General features: G+C 68.0%; 23 protein-coding genes. 8 read left to right on the top strand and 15 right to left on the bottom strand.

Annotated features, from left to right (window positions below; all coding sequences use genetic code 11):
* Positions 1-144: 144 nt before the first annotated feature.
* The gene (locus tag CFB50_RS37750) at positions 145-453 is read right to left on the bottom strand and encodes a hypothetical protein (protein WP_069249489.1); all 309 of its coding nucleotides are present in this window, start codon (positions 451-453) and stop codon (positions 145-147) included.
* Positions 454-613: 160 nt separating this feature from the next.
* Positions 614-919, bottom strand: a complete 306-nt coding sequence (locus tag CFB50_RS37745; protein ID WP_089449445.1) for a hypothetical protein — start codon at positions 917-919, stop codon at positions 614-616.
* A 491-nt stretch (positions 920-1,410) separates the two neighbouring features.
* Between CFB50_RS37745 and CFB50_RS37735 the strand changes: the two genes are divergently transcribed.
* Entirely contained in the window at positions 1,411-1,842 is a 432-nt protein-coding gene (locus CFB50_RS37735; RefSeq protein ID WP_089449443.1) for a CBS domain-containing protein, read from the top strand.
* A gap of 109 nt (positions 1,843-1,951) precedes the next feature.
* Here the strand turns inward: CFB50_RS37735 and CFB50_RS37730 are convergent, their stop codons facing one another.
* From CFB50_RS37730 to CFB50_RS37715, 4 genes are all read right to left on the bottom strand, one after another.
* Positions 1,952-4,258, bottom strand: coding sequence for an ATP-binding protein (locus tag CFB50_RS37730; RefSeq protein ID WP_089449442.1), 2,307 nt, complete (start codon positions 4,256-4,258; stop codon positions 1,952-1,954).
* 37 nt (positions 4,259-4,295) lie between these two features.
* Entirely contained in the window at positions 4,296-5,663 is a 1,368-nt protein-coding gene (locus CFB50_RS37725; RefSeq protein WP_089449441.1) for a sigma-54-dependent transcriptional regulator, read from the bottom strand.
* Between the two features lie 460 nt (positions 5,664-6,123).
* A complete protein-coding gene (locus CFB50_RS37720) occupies positions 6,124-6,588 on the bottom strand; it encodes a DUF1269 domain-containing protein (protein ID WP_089449440.1) in 465 nt (154 codons plus the stop codon).
* A 45-nt stretch (positions 6,589-6,633) separates the two neighbouring features.
* The gene (locus CFB50_RS37715; RefSeq protein ID WP_089449439.1) at positions 6,634-7,272 is read right to left on the bottom strand and encodes a MarC family protein; all 639 of its coding nucleotides are present in this window, start codon (positions 7,270-7,272) and stop codon (positions 6,634-6,636) included.
* 134 nt (positions 7,273-7,406) lie between these two features.
* Here CFB50_RS37715 and CFB50_RS37710 point away from each other — a divergent pair, with 134 nt between their 5' ends.
* Positions 7,407-7,625 carry a DUF6566 family protein gene (locus tag CFB50_RS37710; protein ID WP_089449438.1) on the top strand — a complete coding sequence of 73 codons (219 nt, stop codon included), beginning with the start codon at positions 7,407-7,409 and terminating at the stop codon, positions 7,623-7,625.
* Between the two features lie 38 nt (positions 7,626-7,663).
* Here the strand turns inward: CFB50_RS37710 and CFB50_RS37705 are convergent, their stop codons facing one another.
* Both CFB50_RS37705 and CFB50_RS37700 read right to left on the bottom strand, forming a co-directional pair.
* Complete coding sequence (locus CFB50_RS37705; RefSeq protein WP_089449437.1) at positions 7,664-8,041, bottom strand: DUF5594 family protein; 378 nt, start codon at positions 8,039-8,041, stop codon at positions 7,664-7,666.
* A 37-nt stretch (positions 8,042-8,078) separates the two neighbouring features.
* Entirely contained in the window at positions 8,079-9,611 is a 1,533-nt protein-coding gene (locus tag CFB50_RS37700; protein WP_089449436.1) for an FAD-dependent oxidoreductase, read from the bottom strand.
* 233 nt (positions 9,612-9,844) lie between these two features.
* Here CFB50_RS37700 and CFB50_RS37695 point away from each other — a divergent pair, with 233 nt between their 5' ends.
* Positions 9,845-11,005, top strand: a complete 1,161-nt coding sequence (locus CFB50_RS37695) for an NAD-dependent formate dehydrogenase (RefSeq protein ID WP_089449435.1) — start codon at positions 9,845-9,847, stop codon at positions 11,003-11,005.
* Positions 11,006-11,062: 57 nt separating this feature from the next.
* On the opposite strand, the gene CFB50_RS37690 is transcribed toward CFB50_RS37695, so the two are convergent.
* The 6 genes from CFB50_RS37690 to CFB50_RS37665 all read right to left on the bottom strand — a co-directional run bounded on the left by CFB50_RS37690 (position 11,063) and on the right by CFB50_RS37665 (position 14,771).
* Positions 11,063-12,487 carry an aminotransferase-like domain-containing protein gene (locus CFB50_RS37690; protein ID WP_069249479.1) on the bottom strand — a complete coding sequence of 475 codons (1,425 nt, stop codon included), beginning with the start codon at positions 12,485-12,487 and terminating at the stop codon, positions 11,063-11,065.
* A gap of 392 nt (positions 12,488-12,879) precedes the next feature.
* Positions 12,880-13,134: a hypothetical protein gene (locus CFB50_RS37685; RefSeq protein ID WP_089449434.1), complete on the bottom strand. Its 255-nt coding sequence runs from the start codon at positions 13,132-13,134 to the stop codon at positions 12,880-12,882.
* A 34-nt stretch (positions 13,135-13,168) separates the two neighbouring features.
* Positions 13,169-13,624 (bottom strand): DUF1269 domain-containing protein, encoded by a 456-nt coding sequence (locus tag CFB50_RS37680; protein ID WP_089449433.1) that lies wholly within the window; start codon positions 13,622-13,624, stop codon positions 13,169-13,171.
* Positions 13,625-13,692: 68 nt separating this feature from the next.
* Positions 13,693-13,890 carry a hypothetical protein gene (locus CFB50_RS37675; RefSeq protein ID WP_089449432.1) on the bottom strand — a complete coding sequence of 66 codons (198 nt, stop codon included), beginning with the start codon at positions 13,888-13,890 and terminating at the stop codon, positions 13,693-13,695.
* Between the two features lie 54 nt (positions 13,891-13,944).
* Positions 13,945-14,394 (bottom strand): phosphate-starvation-inducible protein PsiE, encoded by a 450-nt coding sequence (locus CFB50_RS37670; RefSeq protein WP_089449431.1) that lies wholly within the window; start codon positions 14,392-14,394, stop codon positions 13,945-13,947.
* The gene (locus CFB50_RS37665) at positions 14,391-14,771 is read right to left on the bottom strand and encodes a LysR family transcriptional regulator (protein WP_089449430.1); all 381 of its coding nucleotides are present in this window, start codon (positions 14,769-14,771) and stop codon (positions 14,391-14,393) included. The genes CFB50_RS37670 and CFB50_RS37665 overlap by 4 nt, the downstream gene beginning before the upstream one ends.
* Positions 14,772-15,132: 361 nt before the next feature.
* On the opposite strand from CFB50_RS37665, the gene CFB50_RS37660 reads away from it, so the two are divergent.
* From CFB50_RS37660 to CFB50_RS37640, 5 genes are all read left to right on the top strand, one after another.
* On the top strand, positions 15,133-16,194 hold the full coding sequence (locus CFB50_RS37660; RefSeq protein WP_089449429.1) for a Dyp-type peroxidase: 1,062 nt from the start codon (positions 15,133-15,135) through the stop codon (positions 16,192-16,194).
* 475 nt (positions 16,195-16,669) lie between these two features.
* Complete coding sequence (locus CFB50_RS37655) at positions 16,670-17,485, top strand: family 1 encapsulin nanocompartment shell protein (protein ID WP_089449428.1); 816 nt, start codon at positions 16,670-16,672, stop codon at positions 17,483-17,485.
* Between the two features lie 104 nt (positions 17,486-17,589).
* Positions 17,590-17,859 (top strand): hypothetical protein, encoded by a 270-nt coding sequence (locus CFB50_RS37650; protein WP_089449427.1) that lies wholly within the window; start codon positions 17,590-17,592, stop codon positions 17,857-17,859.
* A 620-nt stretch (positions 17,860-18,479) separates the two neighbouring features.
* Positions 18,480-21,326, top strand: a complete 2,847-nt coding sequence (locus tag CFB50_RS37645; protein ID WP_089449426.1) for an ATP-dependent Clp protease ATP-binding subunit — start codon at positions 18,480-18,482, stop codon at positions 21,324-21,326.
* Positions 21,327-21,451: 125 nt separating this feature from the next.
* Positions 21,452-23,731, top strand: coding sequence for an FdhF/YdeP family oxidoreductase (locus tag CFB50_RS37640; RefSeq protein ID WP_089449425.1), 2,280 nt, complete (start codon positions 21,452-21,454; stop codon positions 23,729-23,731).
* Positions 23,732-23,839: 108 nt separating this feature from the next.
* Here the strand turns inward: CFB50_RS37640 and CFB50_RS37635 are convergent, their stop codons facing one another.
* The gene (locus CFB50_RS37635) at positions 23,840-25,261 is read right to left on the bottom strand and encodes a purine-cytosine permease family protein (protein WP_089449424.1); all 1,422 of its coding nucleotides are present in this window, start codon (positions 25,259-25,261) and stop codon (positions 23,840-23,842) included.
* Positions 25,262-25,558 lie beyond the last annotated feature (297 nt).

Raw genomic sequence — 25,558 nt, 5'->3', positions numbered from 1 at the left:
AGGCGGGCCGCTCGCATCGCGTCGCGGGTCACGCGGGTTCGCACCCCGTCCTGCAGACCGTCGGGGCCGCTTTTTTACAAGCTGTCGGCAAGTTTGGGCACGCATTTCGCGCACCGTCCCGCCACGCGCCGGCCCTGGAATGTTTCAGTACTGCGTCGGTGGCGGCGTGCCCGGCAGCGGCGGGTCACCCGGCGTGCCGTTCGGGCCCGGTGGCGGCACGTCGACCGGGTCGCCGGCATTCGCGCCCGGCGGCATCGTGTTGCCCGGCGACGGCCGCGTCTCGTAACGCGTATTGGCATCGGGCATCGTCGTACCCGGCGACGGCGCGTGGACGCCGGGCGGCGCGGGCGGCGCGCCTCGCGCGCCGTAGGGAGCAGGTTGCGTGCATGCGGCCAGCGCGCACGCCACGGTCATCAGGCATGCGCCTGGGCGTATCGTGCGGATCCGTTTCATTGAACACCTCCTGAAGTCAGCGGCAGCCGCGGAATCGGTTGGGCAGGTGCCGGCAGATCCGCAATCCACGTGCCATCCGCTCACGCGTCGAGCACATCGTCCCGCGGTGCGCCGGGCGTTCGAACCACCGTCGTTCGCTGCGATGCCTGCCCGCGCGCCGCTATGCGTCGTACGCGGCCATCACGAGCCATAGCTCGCGGCCGTCGTCGCGCACGCGTGCCGCGAGCGCATACGTGTCGGCGGGCTCGCACGCACGCTGCAGCGCGAATCTCGCCGGCTCGGTCGAGCCGAACGTCTCTTCTCCGAGCGGCCGTACATCAGCCTTGCCCTCGAACATCCGGCGCTCGGGCCGGTAGATCAGCGGTTCGCTCTTCCATTCCTTGAAGTGGCTCTTCACCGAATCGAACCCGCCGCCGCAAACGTTGAGCTCGTAACGCACGCCCTCTCGCCGTTTTGGAATCGTCATCGTGCCTCCGTGTGATGTGCGCACGGCCGGCACTGGTCGCGGCGCGCGTGGTCGTCGTCATCTTCGTCGTCATCCCCGTCGATACGGCAAGTCCCGTGCCGCTTGCCAATCCCGGGCATGGTCGTTGCGGAAATGTTCGCGACTTCGTCGTCCGCGGGCGCGTTGCCATGAAGGATTCGGCCCGGCCCGGCCATGACGCGCCGGTGCACGAACGACGAACCGGTCGGGCGCGGTCGCGGAAGCATCGGGACCACACGCGCACGCGTCATTCGTCATTCGGAATGCCCTATCGACCCGCAGCTCGAGGACATGTTCCCGCGAGCGACCCGCCCGCGGCGGGCGGTGTTACCCGATACGCATGACGAAAGACGAAAGCCCTCGGCAGAACCCGCGCGAACGCAATGGCGAATGACGGACCGCGCGTGCCTGACGGCATGCGGTTTGCCGAATCCGCAGAGGAATCACCCCATCCAACCCGCCAGGAGGTCGTCATGCATCGCGTCAACGAAATCATGTCGCAGGACGTCGTGCGCATCGCGCCGACCGATTCGATCCGCCATGCCGCGCAACTGATGGAGCGCTACGACGTCGGCGCGCTCCCCGTGTGCGACAACGACCGGCTGGTGGGGATGGTGACGGACCGCGACCTCGCGGTGCGCGCGATCTCGGTCGGCAAGCCGCCGGAGACGCGGATTCAGGAAGTCGCGTCGGGCCCGATCGAATGGTGTTTCGAGGACGATTCGCTGGACGAGGTCCAGCATTACATGGCCGATGCGCAGTTGCGGCGCCTGCCGGTCGTCGATCACGACAAGCGGCTGGTCGGCATGTTGTCGCTCGCGGACATCGCGACGCGCTCGGTCGGCCCGGCGCGCGACGACGTGGCGAACACGCTCGAAGGCGTGTCGCAGCCGAAGCGGACGTGATCGCGCATCGAATGCCGCGCGCGATGCAGCCTGCCGGCCTCCGGTCGAGGTCGGCCCCGCACCACCGAAACGGGCCGTCGCAACAGGGCAACGACGGACGGCCGCCGCGTCAGCCGTCCTGCTTCGTCACGCGCGAGATCTTGTCCGCCAGTTCGCGTACGTCGACCGGCTTGCACAGATAGCCGTCGAACCCGGCCTCGAGCGCGCGGCGTTCGTCGGCCAGGCCCGCATGCGCGGTCACGGCGAGCACCCGCATGCCGGGCGGCCCGCCGCCGCCGTTCATGCCGGCGCGCCGCAACGCGTCGAGCAGCCAGAAGCCGTCGCCATCGGGCATCGCGAGATCGGACAGCACGACGGTCGGCCGCAGGTCGGCGGCCACCGCGAGCGCTTCACGGCCCGTCGACGCGATCGCGACGGCCGCGCCGAACGTCGTCAGCGCGGCGGTGAGGCTCTCGCGTGTCGTCGGATCGTCGTCGACGATCAGGATGCGTTGCGTATCGAGCGTCAGCGGCGCGCGCAGGCCGTCCATGTGCGCACTCCCCCACGCCATCGCGCCGACCGGCGGCCAGCCGGCCGGCAGCGTCACCGTAAACGTCGCACCGCGATTGCGGCCCGCACTCTCGACCGTGACGCCGCCGCCGTGCAGCTCGGCGATATGCCGCACGATCGACAGGCCGAGGCCGAGCCCGCGCCGCGACGACGCCGGCGAATCATCCGCGCGGCGGAACATGTCGAACACGTACGGCAGGAACGCCGGCACGATGCCCTGCCCCGTGTCGCGCACGGTCAGCACCACCCGCGCGTCGTTGCGCGCGAGCCCGACCGTCACGCTGCCGCCAGACGGCGTGAACTTGAGCGCGTTCGACACGAGGTTCGACAGCATCTGCCGCAAGCGCTCGGCATCGCCCGACACCACGCAGGTCGGCGCCGCACAGTCGAATTCGAGCACGATGCCGGCCGACGCCGCGGCCGTCTGGAACGCACCGACCGAATCGGAGAACAGCCGCACGACGTCCACCGGCATCGCGTCGAGCTGCAGCTTGCCGGTGGCGAGCGACGACGCGTCGAGGATGTCGCCGACCATCCGCGTGAGCGAGCGCGCGCTGCGGTCGATCGCGTCGATCGCCTGCTGCTGCAGCGCGCTGTCGCCCGAATTGCGCAGCACCTCGACCCAGCCGTAGATCACGTTCAGCGGCGTGCGCAGCTCGTGCGACACCGTCGCGAGCAGTTCGTCCTTCAGGCGGTTCGACGTATCGGCCTGGTCGCGCGCATCGCGTGCGCCCTGCAGCGACCGCTGCGCGCGCAGGTCATGACGGCGCTGCGCGCCGGCCTCGCGCAGCGTCAGCGACAGCGCGACGGCGGCACGCGCGTCGCCGCGTACCGGGCCCGCCGACACGGTCGCACGAAAGCGCCGGCCATCGCGCCGCACACACAGCAGGTCGATCGGCCCGACCGCTGCGTGCATGTCGTCGAACGACTGGACGAGCGGCTTGCGTTTCAGCCAGCGCATCGCCACCAGCGATTCGAACGTGCGCCCATGCGCAGCGCTTTCGTCGTAGCCGAACATGCGTTGCGCGGCCGGGTTCCAGCTGACGATGCGTCCGTCGATATCGATGCCGACGATCGCGTCGGGCGACGCATCGACGACGGCGCGCTGCAACCGCGACGCATCGACCCGCGAACGGTCCGCGTCGGCGGCGCGCAGCAGCAGCACGGCGCCATCGACGTTGCCGTCCACATCGGCGAGTGGCGAGGCCACTTCGGCGATCGGCACCGGCTCGCTCCTCTCCCCCTGCAGCCAGTGGCGATCCGACACGACACCCTCGCCGCCGAGCGCGAGATCGAGCGGTGTCGATTGAATGCGCCGGCCGTCGCGATCGACGATCCGAACCACGTCGCGCGCGGCGCGGCCCAGCGCATCGTCCGGCCGGGCGCCGACGAGCGCGGCCGCGGCAGCGTTGATGTAGGTGAGCCGCCCGTTCGTATCGGTGGCGATCACGCCATGCGGCAGCGCCTGCAGCACGGCTTCGAGCCGCCGGCGCGCGGCCGCTTCGCGCCGCACCGCCGCATCGTTCGTGAAGCGCGCGTGGCGCAGCATCGACACGATCGCGCAGACGAGCGCGCAGATCAGCACGAAGGTGCCGAGCTGCATGAGCCGATCGGGCAGCGGCTGCGTATAGGCCACGGGATCCGAGAGGAACAGCGTCCACACGAGCAGGCCGCTGACGACGGTCGCAGCCATCCCGAACAGGAACGACGTCGCCCACGCGGCGCCCGCGAGCAGCGGGTAGTAGAAGACGAGCGGCAGGTTCACGCCGCCGAAGCGGATCGCGAGCGCCTGCAGCACGGTGGCGATCGCAACCAGCATCACGGCCGTGACGTAGTTGCCGGCGCGGGTCCGCGAAATATCGATCATCGATCACGCTCCTGCTGGCGGGTCGGTCGCGACGGCATCAGGATTCCGGCTTGTCCGCCTCGTCTTCGAGCTGCGCGAGCCGGTTGTAGATTGTCTTCAGGCTGACGTCGAGCACCTCGGCCGCCTGCGCCTTCACACCCCCGCATTGCGCGATGGTGCCGAGGATCAGCTTGCGGTCGGCTTCCTCGAGCGACGTGCCGAACGGCACGGTCACACGATCCTCGTGCGAATCGGCCAGGTTCGACAGTTCGTCCATGATCGGCGGCGGCAGCGTATCGATCACGTCCGCGTCGCAGAAGATGCTCGCGCGCTGCACGAAGTTGCGCAGCTCGCGTACGTTGCCGGGCCACGCATAGGTCTTCAGCGCGTCGCGCGCGGCCGGCGCGAAGCGCAGGTTCCGGCCGCTTTCGGCGTTGAACTGCTGCAGGAATGCATCGGCCAGCATCGGGATGTCGTCGCCGCGCTCGCGCAGCGACGGCAGCGGGATCGGGAACACGTTGATCCGGTGGAACAGGTCCGGCCGCAGCTTGCCGTCGGCCATCGCGGCTTCCGGATCGCGGTTGGTCGCCGCGACGATGCGCACGTCGACGTCGATCTCGCGCGTCGAGCCGAGCCGCGTGAGGCGCCCCGTCTCGAGCACGCGCAGCAGCTTGACCTGCGATTCGAGCGGCATCTCGGTGATCTCGTCGAGAAACAGCGTGCCGCCGTCCGCGCGCTCGAAGAAGCCCTTGTGCTGGCGTTCCGCGCCCGTGAAGCTGCCGCGATCGTGGCCGAACATCTCGCTCTCGACGAGGTTCGCGGCGATCGCGCCGCAGTTCACCGCGAGGAACGGGCCGCGGCGGCGCAGGCTCAGGTCGTGCACCGTCTGCGCGGCCAGCTCCTTGCCGGTGCCCGATTCGCCCGTCAGCAGCACCGATGCTTCAGTGCGTGCGACCCGGCCGATCGCGTCGTAGACGGTCTGCATCGCGGGCGAGCTGCCGAGCATGCGGCCGAAGCGCCCGAGGCGCTGCAGTTCCGAGCGCAGTTCGGCAATCTCTTCATGCAGCGCGGTGGTGCGCGGCACGCGCGCGAAGATGCTGTTCAACCGCTGCATGTTGAGCGGCTTCACCAGGTAGTCGGTCGCGCCGCGCCGCAGTGCGTCGATCGCGGTTTCGAGGCTCGCGTGGCCGGTGGTCAGCACCATTTCGCAGTGCGAATGCTTCGGCAACGCATCGAACAGATCCATCCCGTTGCCGTCCGGCAGCACGAGATCGCACAGCACGAGATCGGGGGTATTCGTCGACACGAGCGTGCGCGCTTCCTCGAGCGTCGCAGCCGTATCGCAGGCAAGCTGCTGCGTGCGGGCGAGCGTTGCGAGCATCGTCCGCGTATCGGCATCGTCTTCGACGATCAGGACGTAGGGCATCGTGGCTCCTTGTGAAGCGGCCCGGCGCGCGTAGCTGCCGGGACCGCGGCAGGTTGCAGCGAGGTCTGGCCACCGGTCGCACGACGATACGGCATGATCGATGCACTCGTGCCGATTGGCTGTCCTCCCGTGAAAAGCTGTCCCTGTCAGTATAGGAGAGGCATGTCGCGCATTCGCCGATCATCGAATAAATCTATCCGCGCACGCCACCTGCATTGCCGGATTCAATGCACCGCAATCGGTAAGAACGCCATCGTTTAAAGGGGGTCATGCGGCATGAAGTCGCCCGATCACGTCTTTTGCGCATTTTGACGCGCCATGCGGTCAAAGTTTCCGGTCCGATTTTTCGCATGTCGAAATCGTCGGATGACGATAGTGGCCGCTCGATGGCTCGCGTTCGATTCAGACCCTACTGCATCACTTGCCGCGCATCGAGCGTTCTATCCGATTCGTCGATTCGTCAGTCGGTCGCGGCCTGACTGCCGCCGTCGCGCGCTTTCGAAATCGCTTCGACGAGCTTCAGTTCATCGTCGATCGACAGCGTCGTGTCGATCACGTCTCCGCCGAACGGTGCGAGCGCCGTGCTCAGCGCGTAGATATCGAGTTGCGTTGCGGCCAGCCCGAGCGACACGGTGCCGGGGCGCGCCTTGTGCGCGACGCGGTCGATCAGTGCGTCGTCCACCGGCTTCTCGCGCCACGCATCGAGCGACGATTCGATGTGCTCGACCACGCTGTCGAGCAGCGACGCGGGCGGCGTGCGATCGGGGTCGACCGCATGCGCGTGCAAGTGTCCATCGGTCGTGCATTCAACGATCGCCACCCCCGACAGCGCGACGACGTGCCGGTCGCGCAACGTATCGAGTTCGGCGAGCGCGCGATGGGCGGCCGCGAGGTCGGGATAGGACAACACGATCAACGTATTCATCAGCCACTCCGTGAATTCAGGCGGCCGCCTCCGGATGCGCCGCACTCAATGCGGCAGCCCGAACGCGGCCTTCAGGCTCGCGACGATCATCTGCATCGCGATCGCCGCGAGAATCATCCCCATTAGCCGTTGCGTCACCGCCGTCACGCGCGGCGACAGGTAATGGCCGATCAGCGGTGCCGACAGCAGCGAGACGGCCAGCAACACGAGAAACGCGGCGAGCCCGAGCGCGAACGCGATTTCCTGCCCGGTCGAGAACGCGCTATGCCCGAGCACGATCATCGTCGCGATCGTGCCGGGGCCGACGAGCAGCGGGATCGTCAGCGGATAGATCGCGACGCCCTCGGCCGCGGCCGGATCGGCGCCTTCGTCGTCGCCCGGCGAATGCTGGCGGCTCGGCGCGCCGTGCAGCATCGACAGCGCGATCAGCAGCACCAGCAGCCCGCCCGCGAGGCGGAAGTCGTCGATCGTCAGGCCGAACACATGCAGGATCGCGCCACCCGCGACCGCCGACACGATGCAGCCGACCGTCACGCCGATCGCGGCCGTCAGCGCGACCTTGCGGCGCTCGCCATCCGCCGCGCCCTCGGTGAGCGACAGGAACACGGGGATGTTCGCGATCGGGTTCATGATCGCGAACAGCGCCGCGAACACCTTGATCGAAAAGGTCAGGTCGAAGGCCACAGGTTCGCTCCCGTCTCGCGCGTCGACACGTGTGTCGAATCGCGCGCAGGTTCCGGTTCGTTTCGGATGCACGGCGCACGCCATGCTGCTACGATCGACGCACCGCGTTCACGTACGACGGAGGGCCCCGACCGATGCAAGCCACCGACACCTTCATGGGTCACGAGATTCGCGTCGACGCGACGCGCAACGCGAACGGCGCGTGGGTCGCGCAGGTGCGGATCTTCCGCGACGGCGTGCCGGTCGACCTGCCCGCGCCCGAGCTCGTCACACCCGAATGGCTCACGTGCGACGAAGCACTGCGCGGCGGCATCGACCAGGGCCGCGTGATCATCAAGACACGCGACCGGTAGCGGCAACCGGCTCATCCGCACGCGTCGCACGGCGCGTTTCACGCATCGAAATCCAGATCGCCGATCAGGATCTCGCGATCGCGCTGGGTGCGCGTGCTGAAATCGACCGGCAGCTCCATCTGCCAGCGTTCGATCGTGACCGGCAGCGCCGCGAGATAGCGGTCGAAGCGACTGCGGTCGGGCTCGGCCAGCAACGCATCGATCGCGTCGTCACGCCACGCGAGCCGCGCGTTCAGCCGGTTCGGCAATCCGACTGTCGACGTGAGGCCGATCACGTCGACACAGGTCGGGCTGCCCTGCCCGTCATGCGGCACGACGTCCACCCTCACTTCACCAGGCTGATACAGGCCGAGCACGCGCGCCGCGATGCGCGGCGCAAACTCGGTTTCGAAACGTGCACGCACATCGGGATTCATCTCGCCTCCGGGTTTGAATCATGTCGTCACATCGCCGTCACGCGGCTGCAATCTGCCGCTCGAATGCCACTTCCGCCTTCAGGCTGTCGAGATCGCGGCCAACCGTCGCGACCGCGAGCCGTGTGTTGCCGCGCCAGTACGCGACCGAGCAATCGTGCGCGCCGAGGTCGCCATCGATCTCGACACGATCGAATTGCTCCGCATGCCCGACGTAATTGACCGTCAGGTCGTAATGCTGGGTCCAGAAGAACGGCACCGCGTCGAACGGCCGCTGCTGTCCGAGCAGGTTGCGCGCAGCGGCGATGCCCTGCCGCTCGGCGACGACCCAGTGCTCGACGCGAATCCGCTCGCCCGTCAGCGGATCGGGCCAGCGCGCGATGTCGCCTGCCGCGTAGATACCGGGCGCACTCGTCTGAAGGAAGCGGTCGACCGTCACGCCGCGATCGACGGCCAGCCCCGCGTCCTGCGCGAGCGCCACGTTCGGATGCACGCCGATGCCGACCACCACGAGATCGGCCGGCAGCACGTCGCCGGTCGACAGCGTCACGCTGTCCGGCGTGATCCGCGCGGGTGTCGCACCGAGATGGAACACGACGCCGTGCGACTCGTGCAGTGCCTGGATCGTGCTGCCGAGCGCTTCGCCGAGCACGCGCGCCATCGGGTGCGCATCGGGCGCGACGACCTGCACGTCGAGCCCGCGCGTGCGCAGCGCGGCGGCCGTTTCTAGCCCGATGAAGCTCGCGCCGACCACGACGCAGCGACGCGTCGTTTTCAGCTTGCCGATCAGTGCGTCGCAATCGGCGCGCGAGCGCAGCACGCACACGTGCGGCAGATCCGCGCCAGGCACGGTCAGCCGGTTCGGCTCGGCCCCCGTTGCAAGGAGCAGCGCGCCGTATCCGACGCGGCTGCCGTCGGCCAGTTCGACCGCCTGCTGCGCGGGATCGATTCGTACGACACGCGTGCCGCACCGCACGTCGATTTGATGGTCCGCATAGAACGACGGCGCGCGCAGCGGCAGCCAGTCGGCATCGGCCGTGCCGGCGAGATAGTCTTTCGACAGGTTCGGCCGGTCGTATGGCGGATCGGCATCGGCCGTGAGCAGCGTGACGGGATGCGGATAACCTTCCTGACGCAGCGTCACCGCCGCCGCGATGGCCGCCGCGCCGCCGCCGACGATCACCACCGACGCGGGCAGTCCGGCCGCATTGAGCACCGGCGGCGCGGCGGCCGGGCGTTCATCGAGCACGACGGCGCGGCCGTCGCGGCGTTCGACACGCCAGCACGGCAGCCCGTCGAGCGCCGGTGCGCGCAGCAGCTCGCCGGTGCGCAGGCAGAACGCCGCGTGATGCCACGGGCAGTGGATCGTGTCGCCCTCCAGCAGGCCGTCGGCCAACGGCGCGCCGTAGTGCGGGCACTGCGCGCCCACGGCAAACAGTTCATCGGCGCGGCGCACGAGCAGCACCGCTGCGTCGCCGACATGGCCCTCGATCATGGCGCCGTCGGCGAGCTCGTCGAGCGCGATGCCTTGCGTGAGATCGGGGCGTGACGACGAATCGTCGTGTTCAGTCATGACGTGGCTCCCGAAAAGTCAGGTAACGATCCCATTATCGACATCCCTCCTGAAAAGAACAGGTACAGACATCCCCGCAGCGCACGCAAACACGCACTGTAGCTTGTACGAGATCCATGACGGGCGTAGAACGTCATCAACGTTGCGGCGCAACACGGCAGCGGCCTGCGGCGCACGCCGCGCATCCTGCGCAAGCCGCGTGCCGCCTTCCCCGTCACCAGGAGTACTACCCGATGGCCACCGTCCTGTGCGTGCTCTACCCCGATCCCGTGGACGGCTATCCGCCGCACTACGTGCGCGATGCGATTCCGGTCATCACGCACTACGCGGACGGACAAACCGCGCCGACGCCGGCCGGGCCGCCCGGCTTTCGTCCCGGCGAACTCGTCGGCTCGGTGTCCGGCGCACTCGGCTTGCGCGCCTATATGGAAGCGCACGGCCACACGCTGATCGTCACGAGCGACAAGGACGGCCCCGACTCCGAATTCGAGCGCCGGCTGCCCGAAGCGGACGTGGTGATCTCGCAGCCGTTCTGGCCCGCGTACCTGACGGCCGAACGGATCGCCCGCGCGCCGAAGCTGAAGCTCGCGTTGACGGCCGGCATCGGCTCCGATCACGTCGATCTCGACGCCGCCGCGCGCGCCCACATCACCGTCGCCGAAGTCACCGGCTCGAACAGCATCAGCGTGGCCGAGCACGTGGTGATGACGACGCTCGCGCTGGTGCGCAACTACTTGCCGTCGCATGCGATCGCGCAGCAAGGCGGCTGGAACATCGCCGACTGCGTGTCGCGCAGCTACGACGTCGAAGGCATGCATTTCGGCACGGTCGGCGCGGGGCGCATCGGGCTCGCCGTGCTGCGCCGGCTGCAGCCGTTCGGGCTGCATCTGCACTACACGCAGCGCCACCGGCTCGATGCGTCGGTCGAGCAGGCACTCGGGCTCACGTATCACGCCGATGCCGCGTCGCTCGCGAGCGCCGTCGACATCGTCAACCTGCAGATTCCGTTGTACCCGTCGACCGAGCACCTGTTCGACGCGGCGATGATCGCGCGCATGAAGCGCGGCGCGTACCTGATCAACACCGCGCGCGCCAGGCTGGTCGACCGCGACGCGGTCGTGAATGCCGTCACGTCCGGGCATCTCGCGGGCTACGGCGGCGACGTGTGGTTTCCGCAGCCGGCGCCGGCCGATCACCCGTGGCGCACGATGCCGTTCAACGGGATGACACCGCATATCTCCGGCACGTCGCTGTCCGCGCAGGCACGCTACGCGGCCGGCACGCTGGAGATCCTGCAATGCTGGTTCGACGGCAAGCCGATCCGCAACGAATACCTGATCGTCGACGGCGGCACGCTCGCTGGAACGGGTGCGCAGTCGTACCGGCTGACCTGACGCTGCGCACGCGCCGCACGACGCGCGACGCGCGACGCGCGGCTCGCGGCGGATCACTCAGTCGAGGCAGTAGGCGGCGAGCTTGCCGACCGCGATCACCGCCTGCTCGATCTCCGGCGACCACGGGCTGCTGTAGTTCAGCCGGATGAAATTCCGGTAGCTGTCCGTGATCGAGAACATGTAGCCGGGCCCGATCGTGATCCCCTGCTCCAGCGCGAGCTGGTACAGCCGCATCGCGTCGATCTGCGCAGGCAGCTCGATCCACAGCACGTACCCGCCCGCCGGGCTCGAGATGCGCGTGCCTTCCGGAAAGAACCGCGACACCATCGTGCGCATCAGGTTCGCCTGCTGCGCATAGGCCTTGCGAATCCGCCGCAGGTGGTGCTCGTAGCCGTCGCGTTCGAGAAACTCCGCGATCGCGAGTTGCGGCAACGACGGCGTCGCAAGCGTGTTCAGGAATTTCAGCTTCTCGACCTGCTCGCGATAGCGGCCCGGCAGCGCCCAGCCGATCCGGTACGCGGCCGTCAGGCTCTTCGAAAACGACGAGCAGTGCAGCACGATGTCGTGCCGGTCGAACGACTTCAGCGTGCTCGGATGCATGTTGCCGAAGTACAGTTCGTTGTACACGCCGTTCTCGATAATCGGCAGGTCGGCTTTCGCGGCGAACTCGACCAGCTCGCGCTTGCGCTCGTCGGGCATCTGGAAGCCGAGCGGGTTCTGAAAGTTCGGCATCACCATGCACGCGGCGATTGGCTGCGACTTCGCTATCGCGGCCAGCGCCGCGATGTCGATCCCGTATTCCGGATGCGTCGCGACCTCGATCGCCTTCATCCCCATCCGTTCGATCGCGTGCAGCATCGCGTAGAACGTCGGTGATTCCACCGCAATCGTGTCGCCCGGCTTCGCGACCGCCTGCAGGCACAGGTTGATCGCCTCCGTCGCGCCGACCGTCACGATGATCTCGTTCGGGTCCACCGACATCCCGTTTTCCAGGTAGCGGCGTGCGATCTGCCGGATCAGCCGCGGATGGCCCGGCGGCAGCCCGTCCGTCACGCCCCACAGCGACTTGTCGCGGCCGGCCGCATACGCATAGCGGTTCAGCTTCTCGAACGGAAACAGGCTCGGGTCCGGATAGGGCGAGCCGAGCGGCACCGCGTCGTCCGTGCCGATCGAGCGCAGTGTCGACAGCACGAGCCGGCTCACGTCGACCGACGACGAAATCGCGATCGGCTTCGACGGCCGCAGCTCGCGCACCGGCGCATGGCTGTCGTCGCGCCGCAGGTTCACGAAATAGCCCGACTGAGGGCGGCTTTCGAGCAGCCCGCGGCTTTCCAGCAGCAGATACGCGTGCAGCACGGTCGTGATGCTGATCCGGTGCTGCTGGCTCGCCTGCCGCACCGAAGGGACACGATCGCCGTGTCGATATACGCCCTGCCGGATGAGTCTCTCTATGTCGTTTGCAAATTTCTCGTAGAGCTTCATCCGCCTCGCCCCGCCAGCGGTGAACCGGCGTGCGATGCACGGGCGGCAGGGCCGCGCCGGTGCACGAAGCCTGATAGCCGTGCCCGGGCGCGGGCGTCCCGGTGCGAACCTCGTCCGTTATCGAAATTGAAGGCGGATAGCAATGCGAATCTCATCAAGACAAGGTTCGGCATCCTACTGCGTCATTTCGACGAATGTAAGTGACAGTTTGGCGAGGAAACGTGAAATCCGGCCGGCGTGGTGAACAGATTGGAACGCGACGTCAAACGGCCCCGCGCGATCGCGTGGCAGGCATTCGCCGGGCGCGGTGCCGGCGCGCGTCGCCGGGTTCGCCGACGGCCATCGCGCAGCAAGTCATGCGAAGCCCGGTCACACGCGGGCCCCGCGTGCGCTCAAGCGTCGTCGACGTTGTCCGCGTAGTGATCGATCGCGACCTTGCACTCGTCGAACACCACCGTCAGCAAGGCAATGTCGTTCGACTCGACCCACTTGCGGATCTGCAGGAATTGCCCGGTGCCGAGATCGGCGAGGCGGGCCGGATCGTCGGTCGTCACATCGACGCTCGCGATCGCGCGGTTGCCGTGGCCAGGCAGCGGCGACAGCGTCGCCGCGATGTCGAAGCGACGGTACGATTGTTCGATGCGCATGCGGTTCTCCCGTTACGGTTCGACGACGACACGCTCAGTCGAGCGACTGGCGAAACACCTTGCCGCCGAATCCCGTCACGACGTTGTCGACCGAGAACGGCGTCTCTTCCTTCGCTTCCAGGATGATCGCGGCGCTGCCGGGCACGAGCCGCGCCGCGACCGTCTCGACGAACGTGCCGTCGAGCAGCGCATTACCGGCCGCTTCCGCGAGAATGCCGGCGCCCGCGCCGGCCGCCATGCCGGTGACCACGCCGAGCGGCCCGGCGAGCAGGCCGAGCAAGCCGCCTGCGATCGCGCCGATCACGCCACCCTTGAACGGCCGCGATTCGGCGTGGAGGACCGCGAGCTTGCCGGTCGCGTCCTTCTCGACGACGACGCCGTTCTCGATGTGGAATCCTTCGTCCTTCTCCGACAGCGCCTCGAAATCGTTCGCGGCCTGGCGGGCCGTGTCGACGCTGCCGAACACGGCGACGATCAGTTGCTTGGTCATGCGATACCTCGCTCGGTTGGATGGTCAGGGGCAGCGGCCGCATCCGATGCGGCACGCCGGGGTGCGACTCAGATGCCGATGGCCGCCTCGCGTGCACGCGCCGCGTCGGCATACGCGTACGCAGCCTCTCGCTGCAACCCGGCGACGGACGGCGCGCGTGCGAGCGCCGGATCGGCATCGCGCGTGTCGCGCGCCAGCCGGTAGGCGTCCGACGCCGCGCGCTGCAGCTCGATCGCCCGTTTCGATTCCACGGAATGGGTGCTCATCCGGCTCCCTCCTTGCAGGGACAGCGAACATGCATGCGGCCGGCCGCCCGCGCGTTACCTGCGCGCATGCGCATCGTCCTCGACATCGGCGACGTCGGCCGGGAAGCGGTGCTGGCCGAAACTCAGGATCAGCACGCCGACGGCGAGCAGCACGATCCCGAACGTCGTCATCAGCATCCGTTCGGGGCTGTCGGTCGCGCCGCGCAGGATCAGGTCACGCGCGAGCGACGTCATCGCAATGAACAACGGAAACCGCACCGGCAACCGGCCGAGCCGCAGGTAACGCACGTCCATCGCGAGCACTTCCAGATACAGGAACATCAGCAGCAGGTCGGTCAGCGACACCTCGCCCGCGAGCACGACCTTCCACGCCTCCTGCGCCATCGCGAACGCGGTCGCGAGCCCGATCACGATCAGCCCGGCCAGTTCGGCCGCGTGAAGGAAATGGCCGAAGCGGCGGCGGATGCGCTCGGCGGGCGAGCAGGGAACGGTGGTCGTATTCAAGGTGACAGTCGCTGTGATGAGGCTTGAACGGCGCCGGGCGGCGGCGGGAAAGTCGCGTCGCGCGCGGCGGCATGCACGGCATCGTGCGCATCGGGCCTGTCCGGCATATCGGGCGCGTGCGGGCCGGCCGCGCCGGTCGCCTGCTCGACCGCGGACAGCGTCCGGCGGCAGCACACGTGGAACGCGTCACCCGCGTCGGTGCAGGCGACGTCGTCGTGGTCGCGGCACAGCAGCAGGCGGCAACCGAGATACCGTTCGAGGCCGTCGATCCGTTCGCTCACCTGCGCTTCGTCGAGTTGCAACTCGGACGCCGCACCGGACAGGCCGCCATGCTCGACCACCGCGACATACGCACGCATCGCTTCCAGCAGGTTCATGATGACGCTCCTCGTGGCGGCGCAGCGGGACCTAATCTACTGCACGCGGCACGCACGCTCAAGAGCACAGCGCCGCATGCGCCAGGAGTACAGCTGCGCGGGCGCGGGCCAAAATCCGGCCCTGTTTGACGCATTCGCATGACAGTTTGGCAATTCGTGTTCCAAAGACCGGCCGAAGCTGCTAGATTGCTTGCTCGACGACGTGACGCGGCGCGGGCAGGTCACGCGCCCCGCGCGGCCGCCACCGCTGCGGCCCGTTGCGCGAGGCCCGCGCAACGTCCTTCATCCGCATGACACAAAGAGAACAGTCGCATGACACAGTTCAACCGTTCGCCTTCGCGCGCGGCACTACCGTCCCGACATGACTGACCGGCAAGCCACGATGCAGACACCTCCCCCGCTCCCCCAAAACGTACACAGCACGATCACGCGCAGCGCGATCTTCCTCGTGGCGACGATCAATCCCGGCGCCGACCACGCCGATACGATCCGTTCATGGTGCGGCGACATCGCCGCGCTCGTGCGCTCGGTCGGCAAGCGCGTGCCGGGCGGCAACCTCACCTGCGTGTGCGGCTTCGGCGCCGACGCATGGGATGCGCTGTTCGGCAACCCGCGTCCCGCCGCGCTGCATCCGTTCCGTGAATTCGGCGCGGGCCAGCGCGTCGCGGTCGCGACGCCGGGCGACATCCTGCTGCACATTCGCGCGGAAGCGATGGACCTGTGCTTCGAACTCGCGACGCAGCTGCTCGGCGCGCTCGGCGATGCCGTCACGGTGGTCGACGAGGTGCACGGCTTCCGCAATTTCGACCAGCGCGCGATGATCGGCTTCGTCGACGGCACCGAGAATCCGGAAGGCCGCGATGCGGTCGACTTCACGGTGATCGGCGACGAAGACGCGGAATTCGCGGGCGGCAGCTACGTGATCGTGCAGAAGTACCTGCACGACATGGCCGGCTGGAACGCGCTCGCGGTCGAGACGCAGGAGCGCATCATCGGCCGCACCAAGCTGTCCGACATCGAACTCGCGCCGGATGTGAAGCCGTCGTGCTCGCACAGCTCGCTGACCACGCTCGACGAGGACGGCAAGGAAGTGAAGATCCTGCGCGACAACATGCCGTTCGGGCGCCCGGGCGCGGGCGAATTCGGCACCTACTTCATCGGCTATGCGCGCTCGCCGGCGCCGATCGAGCAGATGCTCGAGAACATGTTCGTCGGCCGCCCGCCCGGCAATTACGACCGCCTGCTCGACTACAGCCGCGCGGTCACCGGCTCGTTGTTCTTCGTGCCGTCCGCCGACCTGCTCGAGGCGCTCGCCGATCGCGCGGCGCCGGCGGTCGATGCCGCGGAGCCGGCGCCCGCATCGTCCGCGCCGCATCGCGACGGTTCGCTGAAAATCGGCTCGCTGAAAGGCGTGCCGTCGTAACGCCAATCGCCAAAGTCCGGCGCGCCCACCCCGCGCCGGGCGAGACGGGTTGGCGTGCCATGAACGACCTCCACTCGTTGTGAAGCTTCAATAGACTGCGCCTATGATTCATCCGGGCTCGGTCCGGGCAACGGAACGCCGCCGAGCCCCGGCGTCCGGAAACCCTGCCGGATGAATGTTAGTAAGAATGCACGACACGCGATGGGCCCGCGACCGGAAATGGTTCGGCGCACCATCGAGCGCGGCCCGAGCGACGGTCGCGGCGTTCCGCACCCGCGCACACCCTCTCCCCTCACGTGAATTGCAGAACAGTTGCGCCGCAGCAGGGTGTCGCTTCGATTTGTGCTGCAGCGGTGTCAATAGAGCCTGCTAATATGCATTTTCGTCCGCGATCGGCTTGCCGGGCTCAGGCGCAGTCCGTCAGCCGATCGGCCAACCATGAAGTGTTTTCGCTGACGTGAGGCAACCAGAACCCATGAACAACCTGCACCGCGAACTCGCCCCGATCTCGTCCTCCGCCTGGGAGCAAATCGAGGAGGAAGTGGCACGCACGTTCAAACGATCGGTGGCCGGCCGCCGCGTTGTCGACGTCGAAGGCCCCGAAGGCCCCGAGTTGTCGGCCGTCGGCACCGGGCACCTCGTCGACGTCGCCGCCCCGCGCGAGCTGGTGAATGCGCGGCTGCGCGAAGTCCGCACGATCGTCGAGCTGACGGTGCCGTTCGAGTTGAGCCGCGATGCGATCGACAGCGTCGAGCGCGGCGCGCGCGATGCCGACTGGCAACCGGCGAAGGACGCCGCGCAGCGGCTCGCGTTCGCCGAAGACGGCGCGATTTTCGACGGCTACCCGGCCGCCGGCATTCTCGGCATCCGCGAAGGCACGTCGAACCGCAAGCTCACACTGCCGGCGGACGTCGCCGCCTACCCCGACGCGATCAGCGACGCGCTCGAGGCATTGCGGCTTGCCGGCGTCGACGGCCCGTACTCGGTCGTGCTCGGCTCGGATGCGTACACGGCGCTCAGCGAAGCGCGCGACCAGGGCTATCCGGTCCTCGGCCATATCAAGCGGATCGTCAGCGGCGAGATCATCTGGGCGCCGGCGATCAGCGGCGGCTGCGTGCTGTCCACGCGCGGCGGCGATTACGAGCTGCACCTCGGGGAAGACGTATCGATCGGCTACACGAGTCATACCGACAAGGTCGTCCGCCTGTACCTGCGCGAAACGTTCACGTTCCTGATGCTCACGAGCGAAGCATCGGTGGCCGTGGCGCCGCAGGGCACCACGGCGGTCTGACCGCGGTTGCCTGCGCGCGATGCCCGCCGGGTGTCGCGCGCGAGCGGCCGCACCGCCGGCCGCATGTTCGTCGCCGATCAAACCCATCTTGCATGGAGTGTGTGATGAGCGAGTCGAATGAAGCATTGCAAGCGCTGCAGGCGTCGGTCGACCACCTGAAGCAGGCGGTCGAGGCCAACGCGAGCAGCCAGGCCGGCGACACCGCCGTGCTGTTCACCGTCTTGTCGCTGGTCCTGGCGGAGTTGCCGCCCGACACGCGCAACCTGATCGAGGATTCGTTCTCCGTCTGGGCCAATGGCCTGGCGGATGCGGCACTGTCAACGGACGTGAAGCGGATCGCCCGACAGCGGCTGGCGATGACCCTCCCGGACTGACCGCGGCACGCCACGGTTGCGCCGTGTCCGGCCCGGACCGTGCAACCCGCCCTCGCCTGCGGCCGCCGCACACGCATCGTCTCCGGTGCGTGTGTGGCGACGCTTGACCGCTCGCGGCACGCGCCCCCTGCGGCGCTTGCGTCGCGCCTCTCCATCCGCGCTGCCTTTCGTCCCCCGATAACCGGCGCCCTGCGCGCCGATGTCGCACCGCGATCCGTTCGCGTTCCGCCCGCTTCCGCTTCCTGTCATCCCACGCTGCGCACGCCGCGCACGCCCGTGGCGCCGTGCGCCCGCCCGTCTGTACTCCTTGCCACCCGTGCGCGAGCGCATGCGAGGGTGCAATTCACGGCCGGGCCGGTGCAGAACTGTGCCTTGGATAGCCTCCGCCGATTCGCTATTTTGAACGCAGTCGAAGCGATGCCGTGGGCTCCTCCCGGCACGCACGCTTGCCGCCCTGACCGCGACCGTGCACGACGCCGACGCGCGCCGCGTGACAGCACCGGTGCCGCCCGCGCGCCGCCGTGCCGCGTGTCGTGCGTTCGCGGTCGGAGGCGCCAAGCGCCGCACCGCATCGGGACTTCACCCTTCGACCCACTTTCACCGACAGGAGCCAGACCACCATGCCCGCACTTTGCGATATCTGCCACGCCCGGCCGGCCGTCGCGCGCGCAACCGTGATGCAGGACGGCGAGCGCAAGACGATCTCGATCTGCGATTACCACTTCCGTCAGCTGATGCGGCATCAGAGCATGCTGAACCCGTTCGATTCGCTGCTGGGCGGCGGCTCGTCGTCGCTGTTCGGCGGGCTCGACGACGACGCGCCGCTCGCCGCCGAGATTCCGCGCGAATCGGTCGACCCGACCGACGCGTTCAGCGAGCAGACGCTGGAACTGCTGCAGCGCGCGGCCGAGAAGGCGCACGAGCTGCGCCGCAGCGAGCTCGATTCCGAACACCTGTTGTACGCGCTCGCGGACACCGACGTGTGCGCCGCGCTGCTGAAGGAACTGAAGCTGTCGCCGGACGACATCAAGTCGTACATCGACGCGCATGCGCACACCGGCACGGCCGCTCCCGATGCGCCGCTCGACAAGCTGTCGATCTCGCCGCGCGTGAAGAAGGCCGTGCAGTACGCGTTCCAGGCGTCGCGCGATCTCGGCCACTCGTACATCGGCCCCGAGCACCTGCTGATCGGGCTCGCGTCGGTGCCGGACAGCGTCGCCGGCACGCTGCTGAAGAAATACGGCGTGACGCCCGAAGCGTTGCGCCAGAAGGTCGTGAAGGTGGTCGGCAAAGGCGCCGAGGACGGCCGCGTCGATGCGCCGACCGGCACGCCGAACCTCGACAAGTTCGGCCGCGACCTCACCGCGATCGCGCGCCAGGGCAAGCTCGACCCGGTGCTCGGCCGCGCGCAGGAAATCGAGAGCACGATCGAGGTGCTCGCGCGCCGCAAGAAGAACAACCCGGTGCTGATCGGCGAGCCGGGCGTCGGCAAGACGGCGATCGTCGAAGGGCTCGCACAGCGGATCGTCAACGGCGACGTGCCCGAGGTGCTGCGCGACAAGCGGCTCGTCGAAGTCAACATCAACTCGATGGTGGCCGGCGCGAAGTATCGCGGCGAGTTCGAGGAGCGCGCGAAGCAGCTGATCGACGAAGTCACTGCGAAGCAGGACGAACTGATCCTGTTCATCGACGAGCTGCACACGATAGTCGGTGCCGGCCAGGGCGGCGGCGAAGGCGGCCTCGACATCGCGAACGTGCTGAAGCCCGCGCTCGCGCGCGGCGAGCTGAGCCTGATCGGCGCGACGACGCTCAACGAATACCAGAAGTACATCGAGAAGGACGCCGCGCTCGAACGGCGCTTCCAGCCGGTGTTCGTGCCGGAGCCGAGCGTCGAGCAGACGATCGTGATCCTGCGCGGGCTGCGCGACAGCCTCGAGGCGCACCACCAGGTGACGTTCGCCGACGACGCGTTCGTCGCGGCCGCGGAGTTCGCCGATCGCTACATCACGTCGCGCTTCCTGCCCGACAAGGCGATCGACCTGATCGACCAGGCCGCCGCACGCGTGCGGATCGGCGCGACGTCGCGCCCGGTCGACATCCAGGAAGGCGAAGCGCAGATCGCGCAACTGAAGCGCGAGCAGGACTACGCCACGTCGCGCAAGCGCTTCGACGAAGCGAAGCAGTTCGAGGAGCAGATCAACGCGAAGCAGAAATCCGTCGACGAGATGATGGAGGCGTGGCAGCGCAAGACCGGCTCCGAGACGCTCGAGGTCACCGTCGAATCGGTGGCCGAGGTCGTGTCGCGGCTCACCGGCATCCCCGTGTCCGAACTCACGCAGGAAGAACGCCAGAAGCTGTTGAAGATGGAAGAGCAGCTGCGCGAGCGCGTGGTCGGCCAGAGCGACGCGGTGGTGGCCGTCAGCGATGCCGTGCGGCTGTCGCGCGCGGGGCTCGGCCAGACACACCGGCCGATCGCGACGTTCCTGTTCCTCGGGCCGACGGGCGTCGGCAAGACCGAGCTCGCGAAGGCACTGGCCGAGACCGTGTTCGGCGACGAGCAGGCGATCATCCGCATCGACATGTCCGAGTACATGGAGCGGCATGCCGTTGCGCGGCTGATCGGCGCGCCGCCCGGCTACGTCGGCTACGACGAAGGCGGCCAACTCACCGAGCGCGTGCGGCGCCGCCCGTACAGCGTGATCCTGCTCGACGAGATCGAGAAGGCGCATCCGGACGTCTACAACGTGCTGCTGCAGGTGTTCGACGACGGCCGCCTGACCGACGGCAAGGGCCGCGTGGTCGACTTCAGCAACACGATCATCATCGCGACGAGCAACCTCGGCGCCGCGATCATCATGGACAACCTCACGCAACCGGAAGCCGCGCGCAAGACCGACAAGGCGATCCGCGAGGAACTGATGCAGGTGCTGAAGGGGCATTTCCGGCCCGAGTTCCTGAACCGGATCGACGAGGTGATCGTCTTCCACACGCTGTCGAAGGAGAACATCCGCGCGATCGTGCAGATCCAGCTCGACCGCGTGGTGCGCACGGCCGCCGCGCAGGACATCACGCTCGTGATGGGCGATTCGCTCGTCGAGCACCTGACCGAAGCCGGCTACCAGCCGGAGTTCGGCGCACGCGAGCTGAAGCGCCAGATCCGCCAGACCATCGAGACCCGGCTCGCGAAGGAGATCCTCGCCGACCGGCTGAAGTCGGGCGACCGGTGTGAAGTCGACTACGACAAGGCCAGCGACGAAGTGAAGTTCACCAAGCTCGCGGCGCCTGAAGCGAAGGAGACCAAGGACGCAAAGAAGGATGCCGACGGCAAGGCGAAACCGAACGGCAAGGCGGCCAAGGCCCCCGACGATGCGAAGACGGGCGACACGCCCGCCGATGCACCGCCGCCCGCGCCCGCCGCGAAGGCGTCCGGCAAGAAGTCGTCCGGCGCGAAGAAGGACGCGCACTGAAAACCCGCCTGCCCTGCACGCACGGGGCATGCATGACCGGCTCCGTCCACCGGACGGAGTCGCCCCACGCCGCGACACGGCGCAAACCGAGCCGCCCGCACCGGGAACGGCAGATGGAGATTCACATGACAAATCGACGCGAAGTGCCAGGCATCAGGAAGTACGACGGGCCCGCCGGTGGTTGGGGCGCGCTTCGCGCGACAGCCGATGCGGTGCGCACGCAAATGGAAACCATCGAGGCGCCGATCGTGCTGATGCGGACCAACCAGCCCGACGGCTTCGACTGCCCCGGCTGTGCGTGGCCCGACAAGGAACACAAATCGACGTTCCAGTTCTGCGAGAACGGCGCGAAGGCCGTCACGTGGGAAGCGACGACCAAGCGCGTGACGCCCGAGTTCTTCGCGGCGAACACCGTGTCGTCGCTGCTGCGCATGTCGGACTACGAGCTGGAGAACATGGGCCGGCTCACGCATCCGCTCGTCTACGATCGCGCGACCGACACGTTCCGCGCGATCGAATGGGACGACGCGTTCGCGCGCATCGGCGAAGTGCTGCGCGCGCTGCCGCCCGACCAGGTCGAGTTCTATACGTCCGGCCGCGCGTCGAACGAAGCCGCGTTCCTGTACCAGCTGTTCGCGCGCGAACTCGGCACCAACAACTTCCCCGACTGCTCGAACATGTGCCACGAGCCGACCAGCGTCGGCCTGCCGCAGTCGATCGGCATCGGCAAGGGCACCGTATCGCTGGAGGATTTCGACCACTGCGAGCTGATCATCTCGATCGGCCACAACCCCGGCACGAACCACCCGCGGATGATGGGCACGCTGCACGAGTGCTCGCGCCGCAACGTGCCGATCATCGTGTTCAACCCGCTGCGCGAACGCGCGCTCGAACGCTTCGCGGATCCGCAGGACATGATCGAGATGGCGTCGTTCGGCTCGACGCGGATCGCATCGACGTACTACCAGGTCGACGCCGGCGGCGACGCGGCCGCGCTGAAGGGCATCATGAAGGCGCTGCTGCAGCTCGAAGCCGAGCGCGGCGACGTGCTCGACCGCGACTTCATCGCACAGCACACCAACGGCTTCGACGCGTTCTCGGCCGACCTCGAAGCCACGTCGTGGGACGACATCGAGCGCGCGAGCGGGCTCAGCCAGGCGCAGCTCGAACAGGTCGCGCTCGCGTATGCGAAGTCGAACGCGACGATCGTCACGTACGGGATGGGCGTCACGCAGCACAACAAGGGCACCGCAACCGTGCGCCTGATCGCCGACCTGCTGCTGATGCGCGGCAACATCGGCAAGCCCGGCGCCGGCGTGTGCCCGCTGCGCGGCCACTCGAACGTGCAGGGCAACCGCACGGTCGGCATCACCGAGAAGCCGTCGGCCGAGTTCCTGAAGAAGATCGAGGACGTGTGCGGCTTCACGCCGCCCGCGCATCACGGGCATGACGCCGTGCAGGCGATGCAGGCGATGATCGACGGCACCGCGAAGGCGCTGCTGTGCCTCGGCGGCAACTTCGCGGTCGCGCTGCCCGATCCGGAACAGTCGTTCCCGGCGATGGCGAAGCTCGACCTGAGCGTGCATCTCGGTACCAAGCTGAACCGCTCGCACCTGCTGGTCGCGAAGGAAACCTTCGTCCTGCCGGTGCTCGGCCGCACCGAGCTCGACATGCAGGCCACCGGCCGGCAGTCGATCACCGTCGAGGATTCGATGTCGATGGTTCACGCGTCGGCCGGCAAGCTCAAGCCGGCGTCCGACCAGTTGCGCTCGGAGCCGGCGATCGTCGCGGGCATCGCGCATGCGACGCTGCCGGCCAGCAAGGTCGCGTGGCTCGACCTGATCGCCGACTACGACCGCATCCGCGACCTGATCGACAAGACGGTGTCCGGCTTCGAGGCGTTCAACGAGCGCATCCGCACGCCGGGCGGCTTCCGCCTGCCGCTGCCGCCCACCGAGCGCGTGTGGCCGACGCCGACCGGCAAGGCGATGTTCTCGGTCTACAAGGGCGTGAAGGAGGACGCGGACGTGCTCGGCGCCGAGCAGGTGCTGCGGCTGATCACGCTGCGCAGCCACGACCAGTACAACACGACGATCTACGGCCTTGACGACCGCTATCGCGGCGTGTTCGGCCGGCGCGACGTGTTGTTCATGAACCCTGCCGACCTCGCGAAGTACGGGCTCGAACACGGCGACCTCGTCGACATCGAGACGGTCACCGCGTCCGGTCGCGCGCTGCGTCTCGAGAAGATCACCGCGATCGAGTACGACATCGCGCCGGGGTCGGTCGGCGCGTACTACCCGGAAGCGAACGTGCTCGTGCCGCTCGACTACATCGACAAGGAAAGCGGCACGCCGTCGTACAAGTCGGTGCCGGTGCGCGTCGCGCGCTCGGCGGTGGTCTGACCGACTAACGGGCCGGCTCGCGGCGCACCGGCTGCCGCGAGCCGGCCCGACCTCCTCTACGGGCCACCGCGTCTCGACGGATGCGATGGCCCCCTTCCTTCCCCGTTGTTACCGCGCCGCCGTCGGCGGCATCGTCGCGCCCGTCTGCCGGCGCCGATACGCGCTGTCGCGCCTCGCGAGCCAGTAGTACAGCGGCGACGTCAGCACGAGCCCCACGAGCCACGACAGGTCCGCGCCGCCGAGATGCGCGGGAATCGGGCCCGCATACATCGGCGTGTTCATGAACGGAATCTGCACGAGGATGCCGATCGCATACGCGAGCAGCGCCTGCGGGTTGAAGCGGCCGTAGATCCCGCCGTCGACCATGAAGATCGACTTGATGTCGTACTTGCCCTTGTGGATCACGTAGAAGTCGATCAGGTTGATCGCCGTCCACGGCACCAGCACGACGAGCAGCGCGAGCACGAGATCCACGAGGTTGCCGACGAAGTTCGTCGACGCGCCGATCGCCGCGTAGCAGCAGGCGACGAAGATCACGACCGACACCACCGCGCGCGCCTTCGCGGTCGGAATCCACTGGTACGCGAACGTCTGCACCGACGTGATCACCGCGAGCACCGCGCCGTACAGGTTCAGCGCGTTGTGGCTGATCACGCTCAGCAGGAACAGCACGAGCATCAGCGGGCCGAGCGGGCCCGTCGCCTGCTTGACCGCATCCATCGCGTCCGCGCCGGCCGGCACCGCGAGCACCGCGACCGCGCCGAAGATGAACGCCAGCGTCGAGCCGATCGTGCAGCCGAGATAGGTCGCCCAGAACGTCGACGCCACGCCGACGTTTTCCGGCAGATAGCGCGAATAGTCCGACACGTACGGCGCGAACGCGATCTGCCACAACGCCGACAGCGACACCGTCGCGAGCCATCCGGCGAAGTTGAAGCCGCCGCGCGTCAGGAAATCGTCGGTCGTCACGTGCGTGAGGATCATCCAGAAGCCCACCAGGATGCCGATGCCGAGCACCCACGTGCCGATCCGGTTCAGGATGTGGATGAACCGGTAGCCGACGATCCCGATCAGCCCCGAGCCCACCGCGCCGATCACGATGCCGACGGGCACCGGCACCGACGACGCGATGCCGTGCACCGACTTGCCGGCCAGCACGATGTTCGACGCGAAGAAGCCGACGTACATCACGGCCGCGATCACGGTCACGAGCAGCGCGCCCCACGAACCGAACTGCGCGCGGCTCTGGATCATCTGCGGGATGCCCATCTGCGGCCCCTGCGCCGAATGCAGCGCCATCAGCACGCCGCCGACCGCCTGGCCGACGACGATCGCCACGATGCCCCACATCAGGTTCAGGTGGAAGAGCTGCACGCCGAGCGCGCCGGTCACGATCGGCAACGGCGCGATGTTGCCGCCGAACCAGAGCGTGAACAGGTCGCGCACCTTGCCGTGGCGCTCCGCGGGCGGCACGTAGCCGATCGTGTGTTTCTCTATCATCGGGGACGCGTTGCGGTCCACGTTCGTCATGGTGATGTCTCCTGTCCTGCGCGGCGATGCGCGCTTGCCGTGTCAGCCGGCGCGCGTTGGGGGTCGCGCCTGCAATCGGGTCCGGATACGCGAGCGACGACGCGCCGCGTGCACGCGCGGCGGGGTCGAACGAGGCGGACGATGCGCGTGCGGGGACGGATGACAGGTCCCGCCGGTGCGTGCGCGGCCGCTTCGTTTGCTTCTTGATCCAGGTTGGAGACGATGGTGCGCCACGACCCGCGCGACCGGAAAATACTAAAAATATTTCCGGGACATACGAAAAAGCTCTGCAGCGGA

Origin of the sequence: Burkholderia sp. AU33423 (assembly GCF_002223135.1) — a bacterium.
In the GTDB taxonomy this organism is placed as follows: domain Bacteria; phylum Pseudomonadota; class Gammaproteobacteria; order Burkholderiales; family Burkholderiaceae; genus Burkholderia; species Burkholderia lata_D.
Note: the sequence above shows the minus strand (reverse complement) of the source record. Positions and strands in the feature narration are given on the sequence as shown.

Coding starts and splice junctions, on each gene's coding strand:
- CFB50_RS37655 (WP_089449428.1), top strand. CDS start 16,670: ATGAACAACCTGCACCGCGAACTCGCCCCGATCTCGTCCTCCGCCTGG.
- CFB50_RS37735 (WP_089449443.1), top strand. CDS start 1,411: ATGCATCGCGTCAACGAAATCATGTCGCAGGACGTCGTGCGCATCGCG.
- CFB50_RS37635 (WP_089449424.1), bottom strand. CDS start 25,261: ATGACGAACGTGGACCGCAACGCGTCCCCGATGATAGAGAAACACACG.
- CFB50_RS37710 (WP_089449438.1), top strand. CDS start 7,407: ATGCAAGCCACCGACACCTTCATGGGTCACGAGATTCGCGTCGACGCG.
- CFB50_RS37705 (WP_089449437.1), bottom strand. CDS start 8,041: ATGAATCCCGATGTGCGTGCACGTTTCGAAACCGAGTTTGCGCCGCGC.
- CFB50_RS37750 (WP_069249489.1), bottom strand. CDS start 453: ATGAAACGGATCCGCACGATACGCCCAGGCGCATGCCTGATGACCGTG.
- CFB50_RS37720 (WP_089449440.1), bottom strand. CDS start 6,588: ATGAATACGTTGATCGTGTTGTCCTATCCCGACCTCGCGGCCGCCCAT.
- CFB50_RS37730 (WP_089449442.1), bottom strand. CDS start 4,258: ATGATCGATATTTCGCGGACCCGCGCCGGCAACTACGTCACGGCCGTG.
- CFB50_RS37665 (WP_089449430.1), bottom strand. CDS start 14,771: ATGAACCTGCTGGAAGCGATGCGTGCGTATGTCGCGGTGGTCGAGCAT.
- CFB50_RS37660 (WP_089449429.1), top strand. CDS start 15,133: ATGACTGACCGGCAAGCCACGATGCAGACACCTCCCCCGCTCCCCCAA.
- CFB50_RS37700 (WP_089449436.1), bottom strand. CDS start 9,611: ATGACTGAACACGACGATTCGTCGTCACGCCCCGATCTCACGCAAGGC.
- CFB50_RS37640 (WP_089449425.1), top strand. CDS start 21,452: ATGACAAATCGACGCGAAGTGCCAGGCATCAGGAAGTACGACGGGCCC.
- CFB50_RS37675 (WP_089449432.1), bottom strand. CDS start 13,890: ATGAGCACCCATTCCGTGGAATCGAAACGGGCGATCGAGCTGCAGCGC.
- CFB50_RS37650 (WP_089449427.1), top strand. CDS start 17,590: ATGAGCGAGTCGAATGAAGCATTGCAAGCGCTGCAGGCGTCGGTCGAC.
- CFB50_RS37680 (WP_089449433.1), bottom strand. CDS start 13,624: ATGACCAAGCAACTGATCGTCGCCGTGTTCGGCAGCGTCGACACGGCC.
- CFB50_RS37725 (WP_089449441.1), bottom strand. CDS start 5,663: ATGCCCTACGTCCTGATCGTCGAAGACGATGCCGATACGCGGACGATG.
- CFB50_RS37695 (WP_089449435.1), top strand. CDS start 9,845: ATGGCCACCGTCCTGTGCGTGCTCTACCCCGATCCCGTGGACGGCTAT.
- CFB50_RS37645 (WP_089449426.1), top strand. CDS start 18,480: ATGCCCGCACTTTGCGATATCTGCCACGCCCGGCCGGCCGTCGCGCGC.
- CFB50_RS37685 (WP_089449434.1), bottom strand. CDS start 13,134: ATGCGCATCGAACAATCGTACCGTCGCTTCGACATCGCGGCGACGCTG.
- CFB50_RS37745 (WP_089449445.1), bottom strand. CDS start 919: ATGACGATTCCAAAACGGCGAGAGGGCGTGCGTTACGAGCTCAACGTT.
- CFB50_RS37690 (WP_069249479.1), bottom strand. CDS start 12,487: ATGAAGCTCTACGAGAAATTTGCAAACGACATAGAGAGACTCATCCGG.